Annotated in this window: 24 protein-coding genes and 1 tRNA gene; 7 read left to right on the top strand and 18 right to left on the bottom strand. The window is 60.5% G+C overall.

Annotated elements, in window-relative coordinates:
• Positions 1-66 precede the first annotated feature (66 nt).
• The 4 genes from NKI25_RS29420 to NKI25_RS29435 form a co-directional block, all read right to left on the bottom strand.
• The gene (locus NKI25_RS29420; RefSeq protein WP_352706606.1) at positions 67-1,569 is read right to left on the bottom strand and encodes an AMP nucleosidase; all 1,503 of its coding nucleotides are present in this window, start codon (positions 1,567-1,569) and stop codon (positions 67-69) included.
• A gap of 80 nt (positions 1,570-1,649) precedes the next feature.
• On the bottom strand, positions 1,650-1,844 hold the full coding sequence (locus tag NKI25_RS29425; protein WP_352454349.1) for a hypothetical protein: 195 nt from the start codon (positions 1,842-1,844) through the stop codon (positions 1,650-1,652).
• 41 nt (positions 1,845-1,885) lie between these two features.
• Positions 1,886-2,038 (bottom strand): hypothetical protein, encoded by a 153-nt coding sequence (locus tag NKI25_RS29430; RefSeq protein WP_023677802.1) that lies wholly within the window; start codon positions 2,036-2,038, stop codon positions 1,886-1,888.
• 210 nt (positions 2,039-2,248) lie between these two features.
• On the bottom strand, positions 2,249-2,593 hold the full coding sequence (locus NKI25_RS29435; protein WP_023677801.1) for a DUF2147 domain-containing protein: 345 nt from the start codon (positions 2,591-2,593) through the stop codon (positions 2,249-2,251).
• Between the two features lie 458 nt (positions 2,594-3,051).
• Here NKI25_RS29435 and NKI25_RS29440 point away from each other — a divergent pair, with 458 nt between their 5' ends.
• Together NKI25_RS29440 and NKI25_RS29445 are read left to right on the top strand one after the other, a co-directional pair.
• Positions 3,052-3,318, top strand: coding sequence for an SEL1-like repeat protein (locus NKI25_RS29440; RefSeq protein WP_010915070.1), 267 nt, complete (start codon positions 3,052-3,054; stop codon positions 3,316-3,318).
• Positions 3,319-3,697: 379 nt separating this feature from the next.
• Positions 3,698-4,819, top strand: coding sequence for a branched-chain amino acid ABC transporter substrate-binding protein (locus NKI25_RS29445; RefSeq protein WP_352706608.1), 1,122 nt, complete (start codon positions 3,698-3,700; stop codon positions 4,817-4,819).
• A gap of 98 nt (positions 4,820-4,917) precedes the next feature.
• Here the strand turns inward: NKI25_RS29445 and NKI25_RS29450 are convergent, their stop codons facing one another.
• The 10 genes from NKI25_RS29450 to NKI25_RS29495 form a co-directional block, all read right to left on the bottom strand.
• A complete protein-coding gene (locus tag NKI25_RS29450) occupies positions 4,918-6,906 on the bottom strand; it encodes an acetyl/propionyl/methylcrotonyl-CoA carboxylase subunit alpha (RefSeq protein WP_352569847.1) in 1,989 nt (662 codons plus the stop codon).
• Positions 6,907-7,435: 529 nt separating this feature from the next.
• Positions 7,436-7,816 (bottom strand): hypothetical protein, encoded by a 381-nt coding sequence (locus NKI25_RS29455; RefSeq protein ID WP_245274740.1) that lies wholly within the window; start codon positions 7,814-7,816, stop codon positions 7,436-7,438.
• A 29-nt stretch (positions 7,817-7,845) separates the two neighbouring features.
• Complete coding sequence (locus NKI25_RS29460; RefSeq protein WP_352569999.1) at positions 7,846-8,220, bottom strand: hypothetical protein; 375 nt, start codon at positions 8,218-8,220, stop codon at positions 7,846-7,848.
• 115 nt (positions 8,221-8,335) lie between these two features.
• On the bottom strand, positions 8,336-8,866 hold the full coding sequence (locus NKI25_RS29465; protein ID WP_352540759.1) for an O-acetyl-ADP-ribose deacetylase: 531 nt from the start codon (positions 8,864-8,866) through the stop codon (positions 8,336-8,338).
• Position 8,867: 1 nt separating this feature from the next.
• The gene (locus tag NKI25_RS29470; protein ID WP_353000136.1) at positions 8,868-10,475 is read right to left on the bottom strand and encodes a carboxyl transferase domain-containing protein; all 1,608 of its coding nucleotides are present in this window, start codon (positions 10,473-10,475) and stop codon (positions 8,868-8,870) included.
• Positions 10,476-10,479: 4 nt separating this feature from the next.
• The gene (locus NKI25_RS29475; protein WP_023677795.1) at positions 10,480-10,863 is read right to left on the bottom strand and encodes a type II toxin-antitoxin system VapC family toxin; all 384 of its coding nucleotides are present in this window, start codon (positions 10,861-10,863) and stop codon (positions 10,480-10,482) included.
• Positions 10,860-11,252, bottom strand: coding sequence for an AbrB/MazE/SpoVT family DNA-binding domain-containing protein (locus NKI25_RS29480; RefSeq protein ID WP_352706615.1), 393 nt, complete (start codon positions 11,250-11,252; stop codon positions 10,860-10,862). The genes NKI25_RS29475 and NKI25_RS29480 overlap by 4 nt, the downstream gene beginning before the upstream one ends.
• Before the next feature lie 82 nt (positions 11,253-11,334).
• Positions 11,335-12,498 carry an isovaleryl-CoA dehydrogenase gene (locus NKI25_RS29485; RefSeq protein ID WP_353000139.1) on the bottom strand — a complete coding sequence of 388 codons (1,164 nt, stop codon included), beginning with the start codon at positions 12,496-12,498 and terminating at the stop codon, positions 11,335-11,337.
• 65 nt (positions 12,499-12,563) lie between these two features.
• Positions 12,564-13,208: a TetR/AcrR family transcriptional regulator gene (locus NKI25_RS29490; protein WP_353000140.1), complete on the bottom strand. Its 645-nt coding sequence runs from the start codon at positions 13,206-13,208 to the stop codon at positions 12,564-12,566.
• A 148-nt stretch (positions 13,209-13,356) separates the two neighbouring features.
• Positions 13,357-13,635 carry an acylphosphatase gene (locus NKI25_RS29495; RefSeq protein WP_353000141.1) on the bottom strand — a complete coding sequence of 93 codons (279 nt, stop codon included), beginning with the start codon at positions 13,633-13,635 and terminating at the stop codon, positions 13,357-13,359.
• A gap of 197 nt (positions 13,636-13,832) precedes the next feature.
• On the opposite strand from NKI25_RS29495, the gene NKI25_RS29500 reads away from it, so the two are divergent.
• Positions 13,833-14,333, top strand: a complete 501-nt coding sequence (locus tag NKI25_RS29500; RefSeq protein WP_353000143.1) for a MarR family winged helix-turn-helix transcriptional regulator — start codon at positions 13,833-13,835, stop codon at positions 14,331-14,333.
• Between the two features lie 32 nt (positions 14,334-14,365).
• On the opposite strand, the gene NKI25_RS29505 is transcribed toward NKI25_RS29500, so the two are convergent.
• Positions 14,366-15,472: a pyridoxal phosphate-dependent aminotransferase gene (locus NKI25_RS29505; RefSeq protein WP_352591984.1), complete on the bottom strand. Its 1,107-nt coding sequence runs from the start codon at positions 15,470-15,472 to the stop codon at positions 14,366-14,368.
• A 120-nt stretch (positions 15,473-15,592) separates the two neighbouring features.
• Here NKI25_RS29505 and NKI25_RS29510 point away from each other — a divergent pair, with 120 nt between their 5' ends.
• Both NKI25_RS29510 and NKI25_RS29515 read left to right on the top strand, forming a co-directional pair.
• Entirely contained in the window at positions 15,593-17,245 is a 1,653-nt protein-coding gene (locus NKI25_RS29510; RefSeq protein ID WP_353000146.1) for a tetratricopeptide repeat-containing sulfotransferase family protein, read from the top strand.
• A gap of 79 nt (positions 17,246-17,324) precedes the next feature.
• A complete protein-coding gene (locus tag NKI25_RS29515; protein ID WP_352591990.1) occupies positions 17,325-18,977 on the top strand; it encodes a tetratricopeptide repeat-containing sulfotransferase family protein in 1,653 nt (550 codons plus the stop codon).
• Positions 18,978-19,239: 262 nt separating this feature from the next.
• Here the strand turns inward: NKI25_RS29515 and NKI25_RS29520 are convergent, their stop codons facing one another.
• The 3 genes from NKI25_RS29520 to NKI25_RS29530 all read right to left on the bottom strand — a co-directional run bounded on the left by NKI25_RS29520 (position 19,240) and on the right by NKI25_RS29530 (position 20,925).
• Positions 19,240-20,391, bottom strand: coding sequence for a porin (locus NKI25_RS29520; RefSeq protein WP_352591993.1), 1,152 nt, complete (start codon positions 20,389-20,391; stop codon positions 19,240-19,242).
• Positions 20,392-20,488: 97 nt separating this feature from the next.
• Positions 20,489-20,740: a GIY-YIG nuclease family protein gene (locus NKI25_RS29525; protein ID WP_352591996.1), complete on the bottom strand. Its 252-nt coding sequence runs from the start codon at positions 20,738-20,740 to the stop codon at positions 20,489-20,491.
• Between the two features lie 94 nt (positions 20,741-20,834).
• A tRNA-Ser gene (locus NKI25_RS29530) sits at positions 20,835-20,925 on the bottom strand.
• Positions 20,926-21,374: 449 nt separating this feature from the next.
• Here NKI25_RS29530 and NKI25_RS29535 point away from each other — a divergent pair.
• Together NKI25_RS29535 and NKI25_RS29540 are read left to right on the top strand one after the other, a co-directional pair.
• Positions 21,375-22,571 (top strand): porin, encoded by a 1,197-nt coding sequence (locus tag NKI25_RS29535; protein ID WP_352591998.1) that lies wholly within the window; start codon positions 21,375-21,377, stop codon positions 22,569-22,571.
• A gap of 239 nt (positions 22,572-22,810) precedes the next feature.
• Complete coding sequence (locus NKI25_RS29540; protein ID WP_353000149.1) at positions 22,811-23,869, top strand: tyrosine-type recombinase/integrase; 1,059 nt, start codon at positions 22,811-22,813, stop codon at positions 23,867-23,869.
• Positions 23,870-24,342 lie beyond the last annotated feature (473 nt).

The raw sequence follows: 24,342 nt of genomic DNA on the forward strand, positions 1-24,342 counted from the left end.
GCAGAAGTGCGGCTCAATCAAGATGACGAAATGTCCTGACCTGGACAGACACATGCGATTCGGCATTTACTGGAAGGCAGTTTCCGAAAAGCTCCTGAGTTTGCGCGAATGCAGTCGGTCCATCGGCATTTCAGCCAGCTTCTCCATCGCCCTGATGCCGATGGTCAGGTGCTGCGCTACTTGCCGCTTGTAGAACTCGGTCGCCATGCCCGGCAACTTTAATTCGCCATGCAGCGGCTTGTCGGATACGCAAAGCAGCGTGCCATAGGGCACCCGGAAGCGGAAGCCGTTGGCGGCGATCGTCGCCGATTCCATGTCGAGCGCGATCGCCCGTGACTGCGACAGCCGCTGGACCGGCCCGCGCTGGTCGCGCAGCTCCCAATTGCGGTTGTCGATAGTGGCGACGGTGCCAGTGCGCATGATGCGCTTGAGATCATATCCGGAAAGCCCGGTGATCTCGGCGACCGCTTCCTGCAGAGCCACCTGGATTTCGGCTAGCGGCGGGATCGGCACCCAGACCGGAAGATCGTCGTCGAGGACATGGTCTTCTCGTACATAGGCATGGGCCAGCACATAATCCCCGAGCGCCTGCGTGTTGCGCAGGCCGGCGCAATGGCCGAGCATCACCCAGGCATGCGGCCGGAGCACCGCAATATGGTCAGTGATCGTCTTGGCGTTGGAAGGCCCAACGCCGATATTGACCATGGTGATGCCACCATGATTCGGCTTCTTCAGATGATAGGCCGGCATCTGCGGCAGGCGAGGGGGCGCAGCACCCTCACCGGGCGCACCGTCCCCTGCTTTGGTCACGATGTTGCCCGGCTCGACGAACTCGACATATCCGCCACCGCCATTGGCCATCAATTCGCGTGCACGGGCGACGAATTCGTCGATGTAGAACTGGTAGTTGGTGAACAGCACGAAGTTCTGGAAATGCTGGGGACTGGTCGCCGTATAATGCGACATCCGGTGCAGCGAATAGTCGATCCGTTGCGCGGTGAACGGCGCCAGCGGCCGTGCCTCGCCCAATGCCACTTCGAACGTGCCGTTGGCGATCTGGTCGTCGGTGCCGTCGAGATCCGGCACGTCGAACAGGTCACGGATCGGCCGTTTGATGCGCTCGGCAGCAGTGCCGTCGACATGCGTGCCTTCGAGGAAGGCGAAATGCAGCGGGATGGGAGTGGTCGATTCCGAAACCGTGACGGGAACGCCGTGGTTGCGCATGATCAGCCGAAGCTGTTCGGTGAGGTAGCTTTCGAAAAGAGCAGGCTGGGTGACGGTGGTTGAGAAATGCCCCGGCGTCGGCATGTGGCCATAGGCCTGCCGCGAGTCGATTTGCGTGAAGGAACTCGTGGTGACGCCGATCTCCGGATAGAAAGCCCGGTAGCGTTTGTTGTTGTCGCCGCCCGCGGCGAGCGCGGCAAATGAATCGCGCAGGAACTTGGTGTTGCGGTCGTAAAGCACCTGTAGGGCCGCGACGGCCTTCTTGGCGTCGTTGAAGCTCTGCCGGCCAAACGGCTCCGGCGTGACCACCGATTCAATGGCTTGGGGATAGATTCGCTTTTCCATGACCCAATATAGAGAGTTGGACGCGCGGTTGGGAGGGGGTAAGGCGGCCTCAATACGCGCTGGCGGCGTTTTTCGGTCTGCTAACCGCGCTGCAGGCTAACCAGCAGCACAAAGCCGAGGCCTGACTTCCTCAACGCAGGCGCCTCGATCGTCGAGCCGGCATTGGTGCGCATTGTCGGCACGGCCAGTACCGGTACCGAAAGAACAGTCAGGATGAGCGCCGCGCGCGGCAGCAGCCGAAGCGTCTTGAGGGTGTTGGCGGCGAGGCGGTTCATTGGCGTTTTGCTTTTCTCTAAAGGTTCAGCTCTTTGTCGTTTCAGTGGTGAAGATGGTTCAAGCAACCGAGTCGGCAGGAACTGGCGACGTCCCAGGAGCGGGACGGCCGGCCGGCTTCGGCGACAAGGACGGCGAACAACATGCCGAACAGGCTCATCAGCAGGCAGACGATGGTGAAGCGGCGGGCAAGCATTGCGCGGTGTCTCCTTCAACACGCATGACAATGCCTTGCCCCGGCTGAACCGGCTCTGATCCCGGCGTTCATCTGCGGTTCAAAAATGGTTGATGATCTCTGACAGGGTCCGCTTTGAGTGCAGCGACCCATGGCGACGCCATGGCTGCGAGACCGATAACATGAAAACGGGGCCGATTGGCCCCGCTCACCCCGGCAGGAAGGGCACGATCAGAGCTTGTGCCAGGTCTGGCTCTTGCAGATCAGCCCGCCGAGCACGCAGCCGCTCATCTTGAGCGAACTGCCGGAAAGCGAAGCCTTGCCCGAATAGGTCTTGTCGGTTTCCGGGTCGGTTATGGTGCCGGCATATTTGTTGTCGCCGGCAACCTTCAGTGAACCGATGTTCTTGCCGGCAAATTTGCCGGATTTGAGCGTAATCGAAAATGCCCCGCCGCCACCCGAAATGGCGGCAGTCGATCCGGCTTGCGTTTTCCAATTGCCTTCGATCGGATCGGCCCACGCCGCGCCGGTCATCATTATTGCGGCCGCGAGGGCCAGGCTCACTTGCCGAAACATGTCTTTCCTCCCTCAGGTAAGTCCAATCGGGCTCCGTCCCGGGTGTCTGCCCCTTACGCAAACGTAAGCTAGTCCAGCTCCCGGAAAAACAAAAGCGGTGCCGCGACGGAAGGGTGCGGGTTTTTGCCCGCTCCCGAACGGCCGCGCCGGCGAAAAATGAAACGGGCCGCACACGTCTTTGTCTTCTGTGGTTAGCGGAGTCTTGATCCGCGCCTCGCAAGTTTTCTTCAAATCTTGTGCAAACCGGCGCGATTGCTGGCTTTGTATCCTTAACGAATTTTCGCGTTTACCTCTTGTTTTAGCTTTGTTTTCCTCAAATTAAGCACGCCATTTAACGACGGATTCAAGCCTCCGGGGCATTCTCGAAAGCATCGAAAGAGCGGCCGCCCCCGACGGTAATCAAGGACACCGAGGGACAGACGGAGACAGCTCTCGGGAGCCAGAACAGGGGATTTGAAATGGCACGTTTTGAAATGCTTGAAGCCGGCTTCGGCGCCATGGGGGCAACTGCCCAGGCCGATATTCTTTTCGAGTTGGGCATGATGTATGCGACTGGCCGCGATTGCGAGACCGATGTCGTCGCCGCCCACAAATGGTTCAACATCGCCGCGATCAAGGGTTCGGCCCGCGCCGCGGAACTGCGCTCCGAATTGTCTGCCGCCATGTCGAAGGTCGAGATCGCCAAGGCGCTGCGCGAAGCTCGCGAATGGATGACGATGCACTGAATTCGCCGGCATCGACTTCACAAGGGTACTGACCTCACAACAGGGACGCTTCGGGTCAAGGCCGCGCAGAGGGCCGGGCTCGAAAAATCGAGGCCGCGCAAGACGGCTGAGCCAACAAGATCAAGAACACGGCGGCAAGCTGTGCAATAGGCAGGGAAGGCGAGCGGGTCCTGGCGCCGATGCGTTGGGAAGCTCATGGCAAAAGCCGCGACCGGCCGGAACAAGGCTGGCGCGGCTTTGTCTTTGGGACTGCGTGTTGCAGGCCCAATCGAGTGCCGACGATGCGTCTAGACAGCCCCGGTGAAGGATGAAATTCTCCCGCCACTCTGGAAGAGGCGCGGCCGGGATGGTCGCGCGAGAATGGAGGAGTTGTGTCACCATGAAGAAATTCAGTATTTTGAGCGCCGCCATATTTGGCCTGATGATGACCGCGCCGGTCGCCTTCGCCGACGACATCACCTTTTCGGTGGTCGGACCGATGACCGGTCAGCTTGCCACCATCGGCGATCAGTTTAAGCAAGGCGCGCAAGCCGCCGCCGACGCGATCAACGCGGCGGGCGGCGTCGACGGCCGCCAGATCAAGCTCGACGTCGAGGATGACCAGTGCGATCCGAAGCAGGCGGTTTCGGTCGCCAACCGCATCATCGCCAACGGTGTCAAGTTCATCGATGGCCACGCCTGCTCGGGCTCCAGCATCCCGGCCTCCGCTGTCTACGCCGAAGCCGGTGCGCTGATGATGAGTCCGGCTTCCTCGAACCCGGTGTTGACCGACGCAGCGGCGAAAGCCGGCTGGCCGACGATCATGCGCCTCTATACGCGCGACGATGCGCAGGGCGCTTTCATCGGTCCCTGGATCGCCAAGAAATATGCCGGCAAGAACGTCGTCATCATGCACGACAAGAGCGCCTATGGGCAGGGCGTGGCCGATGCCGTCAAGGCAACGATGAACCAGAACGGTCTCAAAGAGATCCTCTACGAGGGCATCAACGCCGGCGAGAAGGACTATTCCGCTCTTGTTACCAAGCTCAAGGAGCTGAAAGCCGACGTCGTCTATTTCGGCGGCTATCACCCCGAAGCCGGCCTGATCCTGCGCCAGTCGGCGGAGCAGAACCTCAAGTTCCAGTTGATCATGCCGGACTCGATCGCTTCGCCGGAATTCTGGCAGGTTGCCGGTCCGGCCGGCGAAGGCACCATGTTCGTCTTCCCGTCGGATCCGCAGGCGAAGCCCGAAGCCAAGGAAGCCATCGCCAAGATCAAGGCCGGCGGCTTCGTGCCGGAGGGCTTCACGCTGTTTTCCTATGCGGTGATCCAGGCCTTCGCCGAAGGCATCAAACGCGCCAGCAGCGACGATCCGGCAAAAGTCGCCGAAGCGTTGAAGAACGGCCAGCCGATCAGCACGGTTGTCGGGTCAGTCACCTTCGACGAGAAGGGCGACCTCAAAAACGCCAGCTACGACATCAACCAGTGGCACGACGGCAAATACGCGCCGATCCAGCCGTGATGGCCGCGGCGCCGCAAGACGCGCTGCTGTAATTGAACATGGCCGGGGTCAAACCCGGCCATGTTGTTTTTGGCGACGCCTTTGTGCCGCGTTCGAGATCACTTCGTGGATAGGGAAACAGCAGTCAACTGAGGTTCCTCGGCAAAGCGAACCAGCACGGTGCCGTCGGTTACCTGCGCGCCTTCGGCAGCAATCTCGGCGATAACCCCGTCATGGGGCGCGGCAATGGTGTGCTCCATCTTCATCGCCTCCAGGATCAGCAGCGGCTGGCCCTTGATCACGGACTCGCCTCTGGCTGCACGCACCAATTTGACCAGGCCGGGCATTGGCGCGCGCAGGCTGCCGGAAGCGGCGGCGGCTTCGTCGGCTCGGGCCAGCGGATCCGGCACAGCAAAACCGTAGCCGATTGCACCATCGAAGACCGTGACGTGGCCCGGCCAGCGGGCGAGGCGAGGCGCCGCGCGGAGATCACGCGAATTGGCGCTGTCATAGGGCGCATCCAGCGCCACCTCGAACCGCCCGTCCGGCCGCACCGACACGCGCGCGCCGATCTCCTGCTCGCCAAACTTCAGCAGCATGCGCCGCACTACAGCGTGGAAATGCGCATAGCCGGCCAGCGACAACCAGGGATCGTCCGAGGACGGCAAGTCGCGCGCACCGGACGCGGCAAGTGCCGCGGCGGCAATCGTCTCACCGCCCGGCGGCGGAACCGCCGTCAACGCCTGCTGATGCCTAGCGATCAGGCCGGTATCGACATCGCCCGCCGCAAAATCCGCATCAGCGACCAGCGCGGCAAGAAAGCCAGTGTTGACCGTTGAGCCGGCGATTTCGGTCTGCGACAGCGCTGCGCCAAGCGCTGTGAGCGCTGCCCGTCTGTCCTTGCCGTGGATGATCAGCTTGGCGATCATCGGGTCGTAAAACGGCGAAATCGCATCGCCGGCGCGCACACCGGTTTCGATGCGCATGGTCGCACCCTCCGGTGCCGGCTGCGGAAATTTCAAATGGTGCAAGGTGCCGGTCGCCGGCAAAAACCCTCTTGCCGCGTCCTCGGCATAGATACGCGCCTCGAAGGCGTGGCCGGAGAGCGCGATCTCGCTCTGCGTCTTCGGCAGTTTTTCGCCGGAGGCTACCCGCAACTGCCACTCGACCAGGTCGATGCCGGTGACCATTTCGGTGACGGGGTGCTCGACCTGCAGGCGGGTGTTCATTTCCATGAACCAGAAACGGTCGGCCTTCAGACCTTGCGAGGCATCGACGATGAACTCGATGGTACCGGCGCCGGAATAGTGGATTGCCTTGGCGGCTTTCACCGCCGCCTCGGTCATCGCCTTGCGCAGTGCCGGCGTCATGCCCGGGGCAGGCGCCTCCTCGATCACCTTCTGGTGGCGGCGCTGTGCCGAGCAGTCACGTTCGTGAAGATGCACGGCGTTGCCGAAATTGTCACCAAACACCTGCACTTCGATGTGGCGAGGCTTGTCGACATATTTTTCCACCAAGACGCGGTCGTCACCGAACGCGGCTTTCGCCTCGCGCCGCGCGCCCGACAGTGCTTCCGAAAAATCATCGGGATGCTCGACGCGCCGCATGCCTTTGCCGCCGCCGCCGGCGCGCGCCTTGATCAGTACGGGGTAGCCTATCTCGCGCGCCTTGGAGGCGAGCAACACGATCTCCTGCGCTTCGCCATGGTAGCCCGGAACGACAGGCACGCCGGCCTTTTCCATCAGCCGCTTGGCCGCGTCCTTCAGTCCCATGGCGCGGATCGAGGCCGCCGACGGGCCAATGAAGATCAGCCCCGCCGCGACCACCTGGTCGACGAAATCAGGGTTTTCCGAAAGAAAGCCGTAGCCCGGATGGATGGCCTCGGCACCTTTGGCCAAGGCCGCCGCAATGATCTTGTCGCCGCGCAGATAGCTTTCGTTGGCGGGAGAGGCGCCGATATGCACCGCTTCGTCGGCCATTTCGACATGCAAGGCGCGATCGTCGGCGTCGGAATAGACGGCGACGCTGCGCACACCCATCCTGCGTGCCGTGCGGATCACCCGGCAGGCGATCTCGCCACGGTTGGCGATCAGGATCTTGGCGAACATCGGGCCTCCACAGGCAGAGCTGCCGCCAACGGCGCGAATTCTCGTCACGCGAACTGCGGCAATGCCCTGCTTTGTAGTCTGGCGGTCAAAGGGTAGGCAAGCGAGGCCTGCCTACTTTGAGGCCGCCATTTCGCAAGCTCCCCCGGTCGTGACCCTGTAACGGTCGCGGGTGACCTGGCAGGATTTCATCGCCATATCCTCGGCAGCCTTTTGCGAGGGCGCATTCAAGCGCGAGCCGCACAGGATGTACAACGAACGCACCCGGGAATACGGAGTGGTCGCATAAGCTGAATGGCCGCTGGCCGCCACATAGGCCTTATATGCCTTGGTGCATGGCCGATCCGCGGTCGCCGGAAAATACGGGTAGAAGCGGACGTCGCCCTTGCTTCCAGCCAGCGATTCCGCCGCGCCGACATTGGGGCTCGAGATTAGAAGCAACCCGGTTATCAGCGAGAAGACTGCTTGTTTTGACGCTTATAGATTTCATTTTTCCACCCATTGAATACGTCGAAGGCCGACGAGTGTCGGTCTATTTGGAGGCAGCTATGGCGCAGGCCCCTGCAGTCGTGACCTTGTACTTGCTGCGCGCGGACTGGCAGGATTTCAACGCCAGCGCCTCCGCAGCCTTCTGGGATGTTGCATTCAGATAAGCACCGCAAATAGTGAATTCGGTTGCCCAGTTGAATGGCGTCATCGCATAGGCCGAGTGACCGCCAGCCGCCACATAGTCCTTGTAATTCTTGCCGCAGCCTCCGATTGTACCCGGTGCAAAATAGACCGGAAAGCGGCTGTCGCCCTTGCTTCCCGCCAGCGATTCGGCGGCGCCGACATTCGGTGCAGAGGCCACAAGCAGTGCAAGTACCGACATGGTTGCTCGCTTGATTGATAAAGATTTCATTGCCAAACCCATTTGAACCCCAAACACTGAAATATATTCGCCTACTTGGAGGCAGCGATTTCGCAGCCGCCGCCTGTTGTAACTCTGTAACTGTTGCGGGCGGCCTGACAGGATTTCAACGCCAATTCTTCGGCAGCTTGCTGTGACGGTGCATTCAAGCGCGAGCCGCAGATGATGTACAGAAAACGCACCCGGGAATACGGAGTGGTTGCATAGGCTGAATGGCCGCCGGCCGCTACATAGGCCTTGTAGGCCCTGGTACACGGATCCTTCGGGCTCTGCGGCAAATAGGGATAGAAACGGGTCTCGCCCTTGCTTCCCGCCAGCGACTCCGCTGCACAGATGCCAGGCATTGCTAATATAAGCAATCCCGCAAGTATATGCACAGTTGTTCTCTGAAAAACCCGCCGCCTCATCTTCGCCCAATCCCCATTGGTATTTGCGATGATCAATAGCCGTGATTCTTTCGTCTGGCCAGATCGAGAAGCAAAAAATAGTCTGGAGATGTGGTGGGTTGTCTCCCGCGCAGGGTCACACCCTGCCGAGTGCAGCGACGACCCGCTGATACAATTCGGCCGTCGGCTCGTCGAAGCAGCAGAAAATGACGGTTTCCGGAACGATGTTCTGGCCGATGAAGGCGCTCACGGTCCCGACAGCAATTTGCGTCGCCTGATCTTTCGGATAGCGGTAGGCCCCGGTCGAGATCGCAGGAAACGCCACCGTCCGGCAGTCCTTTGCGGCGGCGATTTCGAGCGACCGGCGATAGCAGGAGGCGAGCAGTTCGGCTTCTCCTTTGCTGCCACCTTGCCAGACCGGCCCGACCGTATGTATGACGTAGCGCGCGGGCAACCTGTAGCCCTTGGTGATTTTTGCGTCTCCGACCTTGCAGCCATGCAAGGTCCGGCATTCTGCCACAAGCTCGGGGCCGGCCGCGCGGTGGATAGCGCCGTCGACGCCGCCGCCTCCGAGAAGAGAGGTATTGGCGGCGTTGACGATGGCATCGACCGCCAGCTTCGTGATGTCGCCGGTTTGAATGCGAATCCTCTGGCCGATTTCGCTCATCTCACATCCTGAACACGCCGAATTTTGTCTCCTCGATCTCGGCGTTGAGCGCGGCCGAAAGGCTGAGCGCCAGCACCTCGCGGGTCTTGGCCGGGTCGATGATGCCGTCGTCCCAGAGCCTTGCCGACGAATAGAGCGGGTGTCCCTCGTGCTCGTACTTCATCAGGATCGGCTTCTTGAATTTCGCTTCCTCCTCAGCGCTCCATTCCCCGCCCTTGCGCTCGATGCCTTCGCGCTTGACCACGGCCAGCACCGTTGCCGCCTGCTCGCCGCCCATCACCGAAATGCGGGCATTCGGCCACATCCACAGGAAGCGTGGCGAATAGGCGCGTCCGCACATGCCGTAATTGCCGGCACCGAACGAGCCGCCGATGATCACGGTCACCTTCGGCACCTTGGCCGTTGCGACCGCCATGACCAGCTTGGCGCCGTCCCTGGCGATGCCGCCGGCCTCGTATTTTCGCCCGACCATGAAGCCGGTGATGTTCTGCAGGAAAATCAGCGGGATCTTGCGCTGGCAGCACAGCTCTATGAAGTGCGCGCCCTTCAGCGCGCTTTCCGAAAACAGCACGCCATTGTTGGCGACGATGCCGACCGGCATGCCGCTGAGATGGGCGAAACCGGTGACCAGCGTGGTGCCATAATTCTGCTTGAACTCATCGAACTCGGAACCGTCGACGGTGCGGGCGATTACCTCGCGCACGTCGTAGGGCTGGCGCAGATCCGTCGGCACGATGCCGTAGAGTTCATGTGGATCGTGAAGCGGCGGAATCGATTTCTGTAAGGCAAGGCTTACAGTCTTGTTCCGATTCAGGTTTTTGACGATACGCCGGCATATGGCCAGCGCATGCTCGTCGTCGAGCGCATAGTGGTCGGCAACGCCGGAAAGCCTTGTGTGCACGTCGGCGCCACCGAGGTCCTCGGCGGTGACGTCCTCGCCGGTGGCCGCCTTCACCAGCGGCGGCCCGCCGAGAAAGATGGTCGCCTGGTTGCGCACCATGATTGTCTCGTCCGACATCGCAGGCACATAGGCGCCGCCGGCCGTGCACGAACCCATGACGCAGGCGATCTGCGGAATGCCGGCGGCCGACATGTTGGCCTGGTTGTAGAAGATGCGGCCGAAATGATCGCGGTCGGGAAACACCTCGTCCTGGTTGGGCAGATTGGCGCCGCCGCTGTCGACCAGATAGACGCAAGGCAGATTGTTCTGCAATGCGATCTCCTGTGCACGCAGATGCTTCTTCACCGTCAGTGGATAATAGGTGCCGCCCTTCACCGTGGCGTCATTGACGACGACCATCACTTCGGTGCCTTCGACGCGGCCGATGCCGGCGATGAGGCCGGCCGAAGGGATGTCCTCGCCATACATCGACCATGCCGCGAACTGGCCGATTTCGAGGAAGGGCGAGCCTGTATCGAGCAATTGGGCTAGGCGTTGCCGCGGCAGGAGCTTGCCGCGGGAGACGTGCCGCTCACGCGCCTCTTCCGAGCCACCGCGCTCGATGGCGGCGGCTTTTTCAGCAATATCGGCGACCAGCGCCCGCATGCGCTCGGCATTGGCGCGGAAGGCATCGGAGGCGGACGACATCTGAGAGGTGAGGGCGGCCATGGCGCTACCGGATCAGCTCGATCTTGCAGCCGACATCGAGGTCGCCCCAATCGCGATCAGCGGTGACGGCAATGGCATTCTCGCGAATTGCCAGCGCCAGGCAAGCCCGATCGCCCAGCGACAAGCCGCGATGCCGCGTCAATTGGCGAAGCTGCCCAGCGGCGATGCCCATCGCGTCGTCGAAAACGGCGATCGGCATGCCGAGACTGGCGAGGTCGTCCGCGGCCTGTTCCATGCTGCGTCCCTTGTCGATCAGCTTGGCGATGATTTCGGCCGCATTGACTGAACTGCATTGTGCGTCCGGCGCGAACCCCAAAGCATTGTCGGTGCCTTGCTCGTTGAGCAGGATTGCGAGCGCCGCCGAACTGTCCATGACGTAGGGCTTCATTTCGTCCGCTTTCCCGTTGTCCCTTCGGCGTGAAGCCGGTCGAGACGCTTGTCACTTCGACGCTGCTCTTCCCGTCGCTCTTTCAGAAATTCGTCGACGACGCTTTCACCGGGCTGTTTCAACGCTGACAATTCGGCCTGGACGCGTCGCAGATTCTGCAGCCACGATCTTACCCGCAGCTCGCCGTTTTCGACATGCAGGATCATGTCCTCGCCAGGCTTCACGCCCATCTCCTCGCGCATCGCGGCAGGAATGACGAAGCGCCCGCCCTCGCCAAGCTTGACACGCTCGCGTTTCGCCGGAGCACGAAGCTGTGGTTGGCGAGCGCCGACATCGAACCGTGCCTGCGGATCTTCGTCAAATCCGGACTTTCCCGTTTTGCCAGCCATGGTCCGTCTCGCCTGTGTTGTGGCACATATTCCGAAGTGTGCCACATCGTGCGGCTTCTGGCAAAATCTCAAAAAGACGCCATCAGGCGCCCTCCACCATGATTTCCCGCCCGATCAGCCAGCGACGGATTTCGCTGGTGCCGGCGCCGATCTCGTAGAGCTTGGCGTCGCGCAAAAGCCGGCCGGTCGGGTAGTCGTTGATGTAGCCGTTGCCGCCCAAAAGCTGGATGGCGTCGAGCGCCATCAGCGTTGCCTTTTCGGCGGCGAAGAGAATACAGCCGGCAGCATCCTTGCGGGCCGTCTCACCGCGATCGCAAGCGGCGGCCACGGCATAGACGTAGGCGCGCGCCGCGCTCATCGTCGCATACATGTCGGCTAGCTTGCCTTGCACCAGCTGGAACTCGCCGATCGGCTGGCCGAACTGCCTGCGTTCGTGCACGTAAGGGATCGCCACGTCGAGGCACGCAGCCATCAGCCCGATCGGGCCGCCGGCCAGTACGGCGCGTTCGTAGTCGAGGCCCGACATCAGCACCTCGACGCCGCGCCCTTCCTCGTGCAGCACATTGTCGAACGGCACTTCGACATCCTCGAACACCAGCTCGCCGGTGTTCGAGCCGCGCATGCCAAGCTTGTCGAGCTTTTGGGCCACGGAAAAACCGGCAAAAGCCTTTTCGACGATAAAAGCGGTGATGCCGCGCGAATTGAGTTCCGGATCGGTCTTGGCGTAGACGACCAGCGTCTCGGCATCCGGCCCGTTGGTGATCCACATTTTGGTGCCGTTGAGCACATAGCGGTCGTTGCGCTTTTCGGCGCGCAGGCGGAGCGACACCACATCGGAGCCGGCACCCGATTCCGACATCGCCAGTGCGCCGACCTTTTCGCCGCTGCAGAGCGAAGGCAGATATTTTTCCTTCTGCGCCTGCGTCGCCCAGCGGTTGATCTGGTTGACGCAGAGGTTGGAATGGGCGCCGTAGGAGAGGCCGACCGAGGCCGAGGCGCGCGAAATCTCCTCCATCGCCACGACATGGGCGAGGTAGCCCATGCCGCTGCCGCCGAAATCGGGATCGGCGGTGATGCCGAGCAGGCCGAGCCCGCCGAGCTCCGCCCACAGATGTGCCGGGAATTCGTTCGAGCGGTCGATCTCGGCGGCGATCGGTGCGATCTTTTCCTGGGCGAAGCGCCGCACCAGGTCGCGCAGCGCCTCGATGTCTTCGTCAAGCCCGAAGTTGAGCGTATGCGTGTACATGCCGTTCCTCCCGGCGCACGATCCCGAAATCGGGATCATGCGCGAAATCAAGTTGCTAGAGCGTCCTATGCGCGCCCGAATAGAGGCGCGGCGTCGTAGCTCGTTGACGCGCCATCGCTCTTTGCTCCAACAAGGCGCATTGTCATTGCTAGATATGTAGCGGTGACTTCGGCGATCGACAGCCGTTCGCCCGGCCGGAACCAGACGATGACGCCGGTCATCATCTGGATCAGCGCCATGGCGGTGAGCCCGGTGTCTTCGATGCTGAATAACCCCGCTTCGACGCCGTCGCGCAGGATGGCGCGCAGCTCCTTCTCGTAGGCCGTGCGCATGCGCAGGATCTGCGTGAGTTTTTCATGCGACAGGCTGCGCAGCTCCATGTTCGAGACATGGGTGGAGTGGCGGCGTTCGATATGGAAAGCGATGTGGTTTTCGACATAAGCGGCAAGCCGCGTTGCCGGATCGGCGCCGACCGGGCGTGTTGCGCGCCACGCCTCGATCAAGCCTTCCATATGCTCATTCATCAGCATGAACAGAAGGTCCTGCTTGGTCGGGAAGTAGCGGTACAGCGCCGCTGCCTGCACGCCGACCTCGGCCGCCAGCTGGCGCATCGACATCGCCTCGTAGCCGAGACGCGCAATCAGGCTGACCGCCGCCTCGCGGACCGCAGCTTCGGTCTTCTCTCCGTCGGAACCGGTCGTACGCGCCATGACAAGCCGCCTTTTCGCGGACAATAAAACAAACGTTCAATTAATTCAAGGACCGAGGCATGTCCGGGCAGGGCAATGGTTTCAGGTTTTCTCTATCTGCACCCTGGAGATTTGTGCGATGGAAGCGAATGAGCAGGATCATGCCTTGCTAGGCAACAATCCTGAAACCCGCGGACATGTTGCGTGACTCGATCTCCTCGACATCGACCTTCGAAACTGCTGCCCCTGGCGGTCCTTGCCAAAGCCGTTCGATCATTGTCGAGACCGCCGCACCGGTCCCTGCGATCAAGGCTGTCACCGAGCCGTCAACTTCGTTGCGCACCCACCCGGCAAGGCCAAGCGCCGACGCCTCGCGCCGCGCCCAGACCCGGTAGCTGACGCCTTGCACCTTGCCGTATATGCATACCTGCACCGTACGATCGGTCATCGCGCTCTCCATCCTTTAAGTCGAGTCTGGCGCATCGCCGTGCAAATTCAACCGCGCAACGTGCATCGAAGGTCTCTCTCCGGTCGCTATCCGCCAGCTTCACGTGCGAGATAGGCGGCGTCTCCATTAATGATTGACTAAGTCAAATAATAGGTGATCATGGCCCTGACGGAGCGGTCCGTCCGAAGGAGGTCGACATGCCGGCCGATCGGAATGCCCTTGTCGCAGAGATACGTGGCTTCAATCGCTTCTACACGCGCCTGATCGGGCTGCTCGACCTGACCTTGACGCACAGCGCCTATACGCTGGGCGAGGCGCGGCTGCTGTTCGAATTGGGCGGCCGATCCCGCGCTGTCGCCAATAGCGGCGGTGAGGCAGGGTTTCTTGCACGGGCGTTCCACCTCGATCTCCGGCCGGCGGCCTCCGAAATCGCTGCCGAACTCCGGCTCGATCCGGCCTATGTCTCACGCGTCCTGAGGAGGTTCGCCGCCGCTGGCCTGACCGAGACACGCTCTGACCCAGCCGATCAGCGCAGACGTATCCTGTCGCTGACCGCTCGCGGAAGTGCTGAGCTCGCCTGGCTTCAGGCTGCGGCGGATCGCGACCTCGCCCGGCTGACGGCCGGCCTCGCCGATGACGCGGCTGCCGAATTATCGGACGCCTTGAAGCGCGTCATGCGCGTGCTCGGAGAGAAATAGCGGGCAGCACTGGAATCCCGGCGTTGCGCTCTTCAGTTCCCCCGCGCTGCCGCCAGTGCGCCAGGCAGTTCCTCGGCAAAGATGTCGAGCTCGTGGTCGAGGCCGACACTGACCCGGATGCAGCGGTCGAGAACCGGCACCATCGGCTTGCGGATGAAGACGTCGCGTGACAACAGCGCCTGCAGCACTTTTAGTGCGAAAGCGCCGTCGCGGCCGCAGTCGATGGTGACGAAATTGGTCGCCGAAGCCAGCGGCTTCAGCCCGTTCGCTTCGGCTATTGCGGCGGTACGCCGGCGGCCGGCGGCGACCCGCGCCACCACGCTATCCAGCCAGGCCTGATCGGCAAGCGCCTCGACACCGGCGATCTGCGCCATGCGGCTGACGCCATAGTGGTTGCGGATCTTCTCGAAGTCCCGAATCACTTGGGCCTCGGCCACCGCATAGCCGCAGCGTATGCCGGCCAGCCCATAGGCCTTGGAAAAGGTGCGCACGCGGATGACGTTCGGCCGCGCCACATCGATCGGCGGCAGCGCTGAGGCTGGCCCTAATTCGCCATAGGCTTCGTCGAGCACCAGCATTGTGGTCTCCGGCAAGGCTTCGATGAAGCGGCTGAGCTCGGCGGCTTCCCACCAGCTGCCCATCGGATTGTCCGGATTGGACAGGTAGACCAGTGGCGCCTTTTCCCTGGCCACTGCCGCCAGCAGGCCGTCGAGGTTTTCCCGATCGTTCTCGTAGGGCACTGCGACCAGCCGGCCGCCGACGCCGGCAACATGAAAGTTGAAGGTCGGATAGGCGCCGAGCGAGGTCACCACCGCATCGCCCGGCGCCACATACATGCGCGCAACCAGGCTGAGCAGCCCGTCTATGCCTTCGCCGACGACGACGTTTTCGGCGCCGACACCGAGATGCCGGGCCACGGCTACCTTCAAATCGTGATTGTCAGGGTCGCAGTACATCCACATGTCGCCGGCAATCTCGGCCATACGGGCAATGACGCGTGGGGAAGGGCCAAAGCTGCTCTCATTGGCGCCGATGCGGGCGCGAAAGGCGCGACCGCGATCACGCTCCTGCGCCTCCGGGCCGACAAACGGTACCGTGGAGGGAAGCGCGTCGATGAGCGGCGTAAGGGGAGGGCGCATGGCAAAGGCTCGTTCGAAAAGGGGCCTTCTTGCTAGCCTGCTGGCTTGGCCTGCGCAAGTTCCGCGGCAGGCGGGCACGTCAGGCTGGATTCTCCCGGATCATTTTGCTAGCGAGACATGATGAGCAACCGACTGCCGCCCGCTTGGTCCAAACACATAAAGTCCCGCCCGGCGCCGAAAGTGCAGCCGCCGAAAGCGAAACCGCCGTCGCGCGCGCAAGCTGACGATGCACTGCTGAAACAGGCGTATGGCTTGCAGCAGGCCAAGCGGTTGGCCGAGGCTGAGGAACTGTGCCGCCGCGTGCTGGAGCGCACGCCCAACCATCCCCTGGCTTTGTATATCATGGGCACGCTGTTCATCGGGCTCGACGATGAAACGGCGCTGCGATATTTGGCCCGAGCCGTCGGCGAGGAGCCTCAAAACCCCTTTTATCACCTTAGTCTGGGTGAAGTTTATCTAAAAGTCAGCGAATATTCGCCCGCAATCAGGCATATTCAGCAAGCATTGAAGTTGAAGCCCGATTTGCTGGAAGCGCTTTGCGCGTTGGGACGCGCTTACGTCGAATTCGACAAGGCTGACATGGCTGTCCCGGTTTACGAGAAAGCGCTCAAGATCAACCGCGATCATCCTCGCGTTCGGACAGGACTGGTCAGCGCACTCACCGGTCTCGGTCGCGTGGACGAAGCCGAAGTCTATCTGAAAGAAGCGATCGAACGTCGCATCGCGATGCCCGCTGCCTATAACGAGCTTGTGCATACGCGCAAATTCACCGAAGAGCCGGCCGAACTTAAGTCCATCCTGCGCGAACTGGGCTACCCAAAGCTTGACCCCGAAAGTGCGATGAGACTTCATCACGCAGCCGGCAAGGTGCTGAACGACCTTGGGCGCTACGAAGACGCGATAGATCATTTCAAGAAAGGCAAGCAGGCCGCAGGCTATAAGTTTGATCTGGAAGCCTATCGCCGCTGGGTCGACTCTACGATCGAGCTCTTCAACCCGGACATGGTGGCTACCAAGGCGGGTCATGGAAGCCCATCGGAAGTGCCCGTGTTTGTATTGGGAATGCCCCGGTCGGGGACCACCCTGACCGAGCAGATTTGCGCGAGCCACCCGGATGTTCACGGCGCAGGAGAACTTAAAAAGCTAAGGCGAGCCGCAAATGCTACCGGCCTCACCAGGCTTTCGGCACGGGCTTTGGGCCAATCGATAGTGCCGATCACCCCTGACCTGTCCAAAATCCTGGCCGAGGAGCACCTGTCCTACCTTCGTGAGCGTGCGCCGACCGCACGTCGCATAGTCGACAAGATGCCCCGGAATTTCGAATTGATAGGCCTCATAGGCCTCCTCTTTCCCAACGCGCGGATTATTCACTGTCGCCGCGACGCCATCGACAATTGCCTCTCGTGTTTTTTCCAGAATTTCTCCAAGGGACACAGCTACATCGCCGACCTGCAGACGCTCGGGCTGTACTACCGTGAATACGATCGCCTGATGCGACATTGGGACAAGGTTTTTCCGGGACGCATCCTCGAAAGTCGCTACGAGACGCTGGTTGCGGATCAGGAGGCACAATCGCGCCGTCTGATCGATTATCTTGGATTGCCCTGGGACGATGCCTGCCTGCGCTTCTTCGAGAAGGGCGGATCGGTCAACACGGCCAGTCGCTGGCAAGTCCGGCAGCCGATCTACAACTCGTCCATCAAGCACTGGAAAAATTATGAGGGCAAGATCCAGCCGCTGATCGACGCCTTGGGCGACCTAGCCGAATTTTGAACAAGGAGGGCGCCCGACAGGATAGGCCAGCCTTCAGGCCAGGCTGGATTCTCCCGGACCATTTTGCTAGCGAGACATGATGAGCAACCGACTGCCGCCCGCTTGGTCCAAACACATAAAGTCCCGTTCGGCGCCGAAACTGCAGCCGTCGAAAGTGAAATCGCCCTCGCGCGCGCAAGCTGACGACATGCTGCTGCGACAGGCGCTCGAACTTCAGCAAGCCAAGCGGCTCCCGGAGGCGGAGGAATTATGCCATCGCGTTCTCGCCCGCACGCCCAACCACCCGCTTTCGCTCTACGTCCTCGGCACGTTGGGGCTCGGTATCGACGACGAGTTGGCTCTCAAATATTTTGCGCGGGCAGTAAGCCAGACGCCTCAGAATCCATATTTCCACCTTAGCCTGGGAGAAGCCGGTCTGAAGCTTGGCGACAGCTTGCTTGCGATCAGGCACCTGCAGCGCGCCTGCGAATTGAAACCCGATCTGGTGGAAGCGCTTTGCGGACTGGCGCGTGCCTACGTCAACTTCGACAAGGCCGAGATGGCTTTGCCCCTTTACTGGAAGGCGCTAAAGATCAACGGCGACCATCCCATGGTCCGGATTGGTCTGGCTGGTGCGCTCACCAGCCTCGGCCGCATGGACGAAGCCAGAGCCTATCTCGATCAGGCAATAGAACGTCGCGTCGATGTTGGGGCAGCCTACAATTACCTGGTCGACACGCAAAAGTTCACCGAAAAACCTGCCGAGCTCGACTCTATCCTGCGCGAACTCTCCAATCCCAGGCTCGAACCCGTTGCTGCATCGCAGCTCCACCACGCGGCAGGCAAAGTGCTGAACGATCTTCAGCGCTATGAAGAGGCGATAGATCACTTCAAGAGGGCGAAAAAGGCCGCTGGTCACGATTTCGACCTGGAGTACTACCGCCGAAGCGTCGATTCCATGATCGAGATATTCAGCCCATCACTATTGGAAGCCAAGGCTGGCCACGGCAGTCCGTCTGAAGTGCCTGTGTTTGTGCTGGGCATGCCCCGGTCGGGGACGACGCTGACCGAGCAGATCTGCGCGAGCCATCCGGATGTCCATGGCGCCGGGGAGCTTACGAAGCTGCGGCGAATCGCGAACTCGATGGGCTTTAGAATACTGTCGGATGAGGACCTGCGCAGTTCGATTATGTCGATGACGAGGGATCAGTCGAGGGCGCTGGCCGAAGAATACCTGTCTTATCTGCGCCAGCACGCGCCTGCCGCGCCCCGCATCGTCGACAAGATGCCGCACAACTTCGAGTTTATCGGCGTGATTGGAATTCTCTTTCCCAACGCACGCATCATTCATTGCCGGCGCGATGCCATCGACAATTGCGTCTCCTGCTTCGTCTTGCATTTCACCAAGGACCACGGCTACAACGCCGACCTTGAGACACTCGGGTTGTACTACCGCGAATATGATCGCTTGATGCGGCACTGGGACAAGGTCTTTCCCGGACGTATTTTCGAAAGCCGCTATGAGACGCTGGTTGCGGATCAGGAGACGCAATCGCGCCGTCTCATCGATCATCTCGGCTTGCCTTGGGACGATTCCTGCCTGCGCTTTTTCGAGAGGAGCGGATCGGTCAATACCCCCAGCCGCTGGCAGGTCCGGCAGCCGATCTATAGTTCATCCGTCAAACGCTGGAAAAAGTATGAGAGCGCAATTCAGCCGCTGATTGACGCCTTGGGCGATCTGGCTGAAATTTGAACAAGTAGGATGCGCCCGATCGGCCGAGGTCGATCGTGACTTGCTGTCGAGATACATTGATCCGGTAGGCCAGCTCTTCAGATCGGCCCAAGTTTTCTTTTGCACGAACAAGCGTGCGGAGCGAGCATTGCATTCGACCAGCCCTGCGATCGGCTGCTCAGCAGCAGCCTGCATTATGCATCGAGAGTTGACAGCTGCGTCGCGCCGATACGAAAAACCCGGCGGTTGCCCGCCGGGTTCAATCTCAATCTAGCTCGGACTGTTAGAATGAGCGCTGGAAGCGGAGCATGCCGCCGACGCTGTCCTTGTCGTCGGCATTGGTCCAGTTGCGATCGTAGGCTTTGTCAAACTGACCGTCGCGGGCCCAATCGACTTCGGCAGTGATCGTGAGACCGGGAACGATATCGTAGGCAATGTTCGCGGCGACGCCGTAGTTTTTGTCATCGTCAGCCGACGCCTGGAGGTTGAACGAGGTCTTCTCGTTTATGGTGTAAGTGCCACCACCCCAGACTGCCCAGTTGCCGCCCCATTGCTTGTAGAAGTTGCGGTCGATGTTGTCGTCAGAGCCGTAACCGGCCATGAGGAACAGTGTCAGGTTCTGTATCGGCGTAACGTCGACGCGAACCTTGCCGGCCCACTCTTCCCAGGTGCTGTCGTAGGCGGCGACACCGGTGATCGAGCCCCAGCCCTGCGTGTATTTGATACCGCCGACGACATACGGGACATAGCTGTCGATGGAATCATTGCCGCTGTTGCTGTCTTGGAAAATGCCAGGATCCGCGGCGGCACTGCCCGAACCGGTTTCCAACGAAGCCACGGCCGAGAAGCCGTTTCCGGCATCGAAGTAATACTGGACGACATTGGTGTCGAAGCCGCCGTAGGGGACCAGCGTATCCTGGATGACGTTGCCGGCGTAGCCGATGAAGGTATCGAAGGCCGATTCGTCCTTGCCAACGCGCAGACCACCGAGCTGGACCCAGGCAAAGTTCAGCGAAACGCTCGTACCGCCATTGAAGTTGTCATCAAGGTAATCGTTGTGGTTACCCCAGTTGAAGCGCGTCTCGGTGTAGGTCTTCAAGGTGCCGAGCTCGGTTTCCTGGCCGGTCCAGGTCTTGAGCGTGAAGCGGGCGTGCTTGTAGTAGGTATCCTGCGAGTCGCCGTCCTGCTGATCGGTAGTCTTTGCACCGTCAAATGAGCCGACGTCACCGATGCCGATGTCATAGCGGACGTAGCCGCCGATGCGCAGGCAGGTCTCGGTGCCGGGGATGTAGAAGTAGCCGGCGCCGTAGACGTCGCAAATCTTGACGTATTCGGCGGGTTCCGGCTCGGCGACCACAACAGCGTCGGCGGCGCGCGCACCGGAGACCGCGACGAATGCCGCGGCTGAGCCGAGAAGAAGGCTCTTGATATTCATTTTCTGACCTCCAGTCAGAATCGGGACGGAGGTCGGCGAAAAGCAGCTCGTTGGGTTTGTTTTTATTTATATTTCAAATAGATAGGTCCTAAGGCCGTCAGTGAGGCCGTGTCGGCCAAAAACGTTTACTCGCAAAGGTCTTGCCCGAACCGGTCTTGAAATATCGCTCGAGTTGCCGTGCGTTGGCCTCGGTTTCAACCCCGATGTAGGACTTCAAAGCTACAGGCAGATAGGCCTTAGTCGAAGTCACATAGCCTGATCGATGCGATTCGAAACGGCGCCGAAGGTCGTTGGTCGACCCGACGTAGACATCGCCGTTACGAAGTTGCAGGAAATAGACGTACCACATGGTCCCCCTACGCTACTTCGTAGCTTCGGGCGACACCCTACGCCCAAAATGCGGTTTCGGGTGGCCTGCCACCCGAAGCCCGCAGGGCGTAGGGTGGCGGAGAGGATGGGATTCGAACCCACGAGAAGCTTTTGACCTCTACTCCCTTAGCAGGGGAGCGCCTTCGACCACTCGGCCACCTCTCCGTTGCGCCGGTGGATAAAGAAAAGCGCCGGCACAATCAACAAGCTGACGCTATTATCCTTGAAAAATCGACCCTTCGCCAAAGCGCCGCGCGGCGATGTGGCGATTCTACGGCAATTCCCTGGTTCGCGACTCGGGCCACGGTCACATTTCGGGCCGACCATCGCCGGAATCCGCGGTTTGCAACGGCTTGCGAAGGGCTGTTGGTTAACGGGAGCTTTCGGAGTGAGGCCAAATCGTGTCATTTGTGCAACAACGCCGGGGTATAGCGCCAACACAAACCTTTTGCCGGTACGATCGTGGTTGAACGCCGCCGTCTCATGGGTAATGTCGGGTTTGAAGGAGCGGCGCGGTGCGCATCTTTTTCGGTAGTGGGGATGGGGCAGGGAACGCTGTCCTTCAGCAAAGAATACCCAGACCCGTTTTTTAACTTTTGACTGGAGGTCAGAAAATGAACATCAAGAGCCTTCTTCTCGGCTCCGCTGCGGCACTGATCGCAGTTTCCGGTGCGCGCGCCGCCGACGCCGTCGTCGTCGCCGAGCCGGAACCCGCTGAATACGTCAAGATCTGCGACGTCTACGGCGCTGGCTACTACTACATCCCCGGCACCGAAATCTGCCTGCGCATCGGCGGCTATGTCCGCTATGACATCGGCGTGGGCCAGGCTGGCTCGTTCGACGGCGCCAGGTACCAGGACCTGTTGGATGCCTTGAATGGTGAAGACAACGAGAACGACGGCTACTACAAGCAGGCTCGCTTCACGCTGAGGACCTATACCGGCCAGGAAACCGAGATGGGCACCTTGAAGACCTACACCGAGACCCGCTTCAACTGGGGAACTGGTTATCAAAGCGTGCCTGGGTTCGACACGGGCTTCTCCGACTTTGGCAGCAGAGGCGTTTCGCTGAACTTCGCCTGGATCCAGCTTGGTGGTCTCCGCGTCGGTAAGGACGAAACAGCCTTCAACACGTTCACCGGCTACGCCGGCAACGTCATCCAGGATACGATCGTTCCCTACGGCGGTTTCGACACCAACGTCGTCCAGTACTACTTCGATGCCGGCAACGGCTTCTCGGCCGTGGCTTCGTTGGAAACCGGTGAAGGCTTTATCCTTAACGACGCTAATACTGCCCTCAATCTCGGTCACGACTCGGTCGACAGCTTCGTTCCGTATGTCGTCGGCGGCGTGAAGTACACGCAGGGCTGGGGCTCCATCAGCGGTGTTGTCGCCTATGACAGCAGCCTGGAAGAATGGGCCGGCAAGGTTCGCCTCGACGTGACGCCGATGCAGAACCTGTCGCTGTTCTTGATGGCCGGCTACGGTTCTGACGACAATCTCCCGCGCAACTTCTACAAGCAGTGGGGCGGCAACTGGGCAGTCTGGGGTGGTGGCACCTACACCATCAACGAGAAGACCTCGTTCAACCTCCAGGCGTCGTATGACGAAGCCAAGGAAGCTGGCGTCGCGGCCAATATCGCCTACGACATCGTTCCCGGCTTCACGATCACGGCCGAAGTGGACTGGGCTCATAACAGCCATCACATCGATAGCGACTCGCTGCCCGGTTATGAATACAACTGGACCGGCATCCCGGGCGACAAGAAAAACGCCGTTGGCGGCTTCCTCCGCTTCCAGCGCTCGTTCTAAGGGCTGGACTTAAGGCAAGTGAAATCCAGCCCGGGCGCTTTAACGCCCGGGCTGTTTTTGTTCTCGCGACTGGTCGCAAATAGAAGGAAAAGGGGGTTCGGTAGCTGAACAGAGTTGTGGAACGATGTCGTTGGGATCCGCCGCTGGCGGATGAAATCGGCCGCAACGCTTAAAACTCTTGAAAGGGCACCGCCAAGCAGGTAGGTCTAGGCCTATCCACTCGGGGGGTGTGGCGAATAATGACGAACGATGCGATTCAAGAGGGAGGAACCTCTGATCATTTTTCGATATTTTCTTCTCAAACTGCAAAGATAAAATACAGTTATAACAAGATACGAGAAGTAAAGTCGCACAGGATCGGAGAACTGTTTTCAGCATACCGGGACATACTTTGGGATGACGGGCGGCATAAATACAATGTCAGCTCCTTCATCGGCGAGATAGACGAGATTCTCCTTGGGGAGCGTTTCAGCGCCTTTGACCAAAGCACCCTCGACAACCTTATCGGCACCTTGCGCCAGCGCGGCAACAGCAACGCAACCATCAACCGGAAGATGGCTGCCCTCAGCAAACTGCTGCGCAAGGCTTACAAGATGGGGGATATCCACAGCCTGCCCGAGTTCCGCCGCCAGAAGGAGCGGGCGGGACGGATTCGTTTCCTCGAAAGAGACGAGGAGGCCCGGCTCTTCGCCGCCATCAAGAGCCGCAGCGAGGACGCTTATCGGCTTTCCGTCTTTCTCGTCGACACCGGCTGCCGCCTCGGCGAAGCGCTGGGTTTGATCTGGAACGATATCCAGGAGCACCGCGTCAGTTTCTGGATCACCAAATCCGGCCGCAGCCGCACCATTCCGATGACCGAGCGGGTAAAAGAGGTGATCAAGCTGCCGGCCACCGAGGGCCGCCGGCCCAAAGGCCCGTTCACCAAGCTCAGCCAGGCGCAGTTTCGCGCCATCTGGAACGATGCCAAGGCCGAAGTCGGGCTTGGTGCCGACGATCAGGTCGTGCCGCATATATTGCGCCATACTTGCGCCTCGCGTCTCGTCCAGGGCGGCATCGACATCAGGCGCGTGCAGATGTGGCTCGGCCATCAGACGCTGTCGATGACCATGCGTTACGCCCATCTGGCCACCAACGACCTCGACGGCTGCGTCACCGTGCTGGAAACGCCTCGGTCCGGTGGCTCGGACTTCGGCGGCGCAAGCGCTTTGTCTTCTCCACCTCCGGCGAAGCGAGGGCCAAAAGGCGAGCCGGCCGCAAGCAAGGCCCCAAAGCCCGCAAAGAGAAGCGCTAAATCCTGACGGTTTGTTCCCCGCGAAGTTAAGTCAAGTAATACTCGAGATGAAGTCTCGGGTATTACTTACGTTGGCCTGCCACTCGGCAGCGAGCCTCCAAAATTCTTTCAGTGGCAAAGCGTAAATCTCCGAGATTGGCCGAAGCCTCCTCGCATTCGTCATCCCTGGGCCGGAGCAGGAGCGAAGCGACGTAGCGAAGACCCTGGGATCCATGCCGTTACATTTGCGTACACGAAAGCGGAGCAAATTCGAGTGCTTTTCGCACCGGCGGTCAGTCGCGGGTGATGGTTGAAGGGTAGCTGTCCACGTTACGGATACGAGCGCGATTCCGATCCGCTGCATTCTTCGGCTGACGTCATTCTTCGGCTGACGTCATGGCATGATGGGGTGGACGGCGCCCGACGGCATCGGATGTGCCAGAATGAGTTCGTTGAGATCTCAAACAAGGGAGCCGTCCGTGGAACACCTTATCCGTATTG

This window comes from Mesorhizobium sp. M0808 (genome assembly GCF_040320025.1).
Taxonomy (GTDB): domain Bacteria; phylum Pseudomonadota; class Alphaproteobacteria; order Rhizobiales; family Rhizobiaceae; genus Mesorhizobium.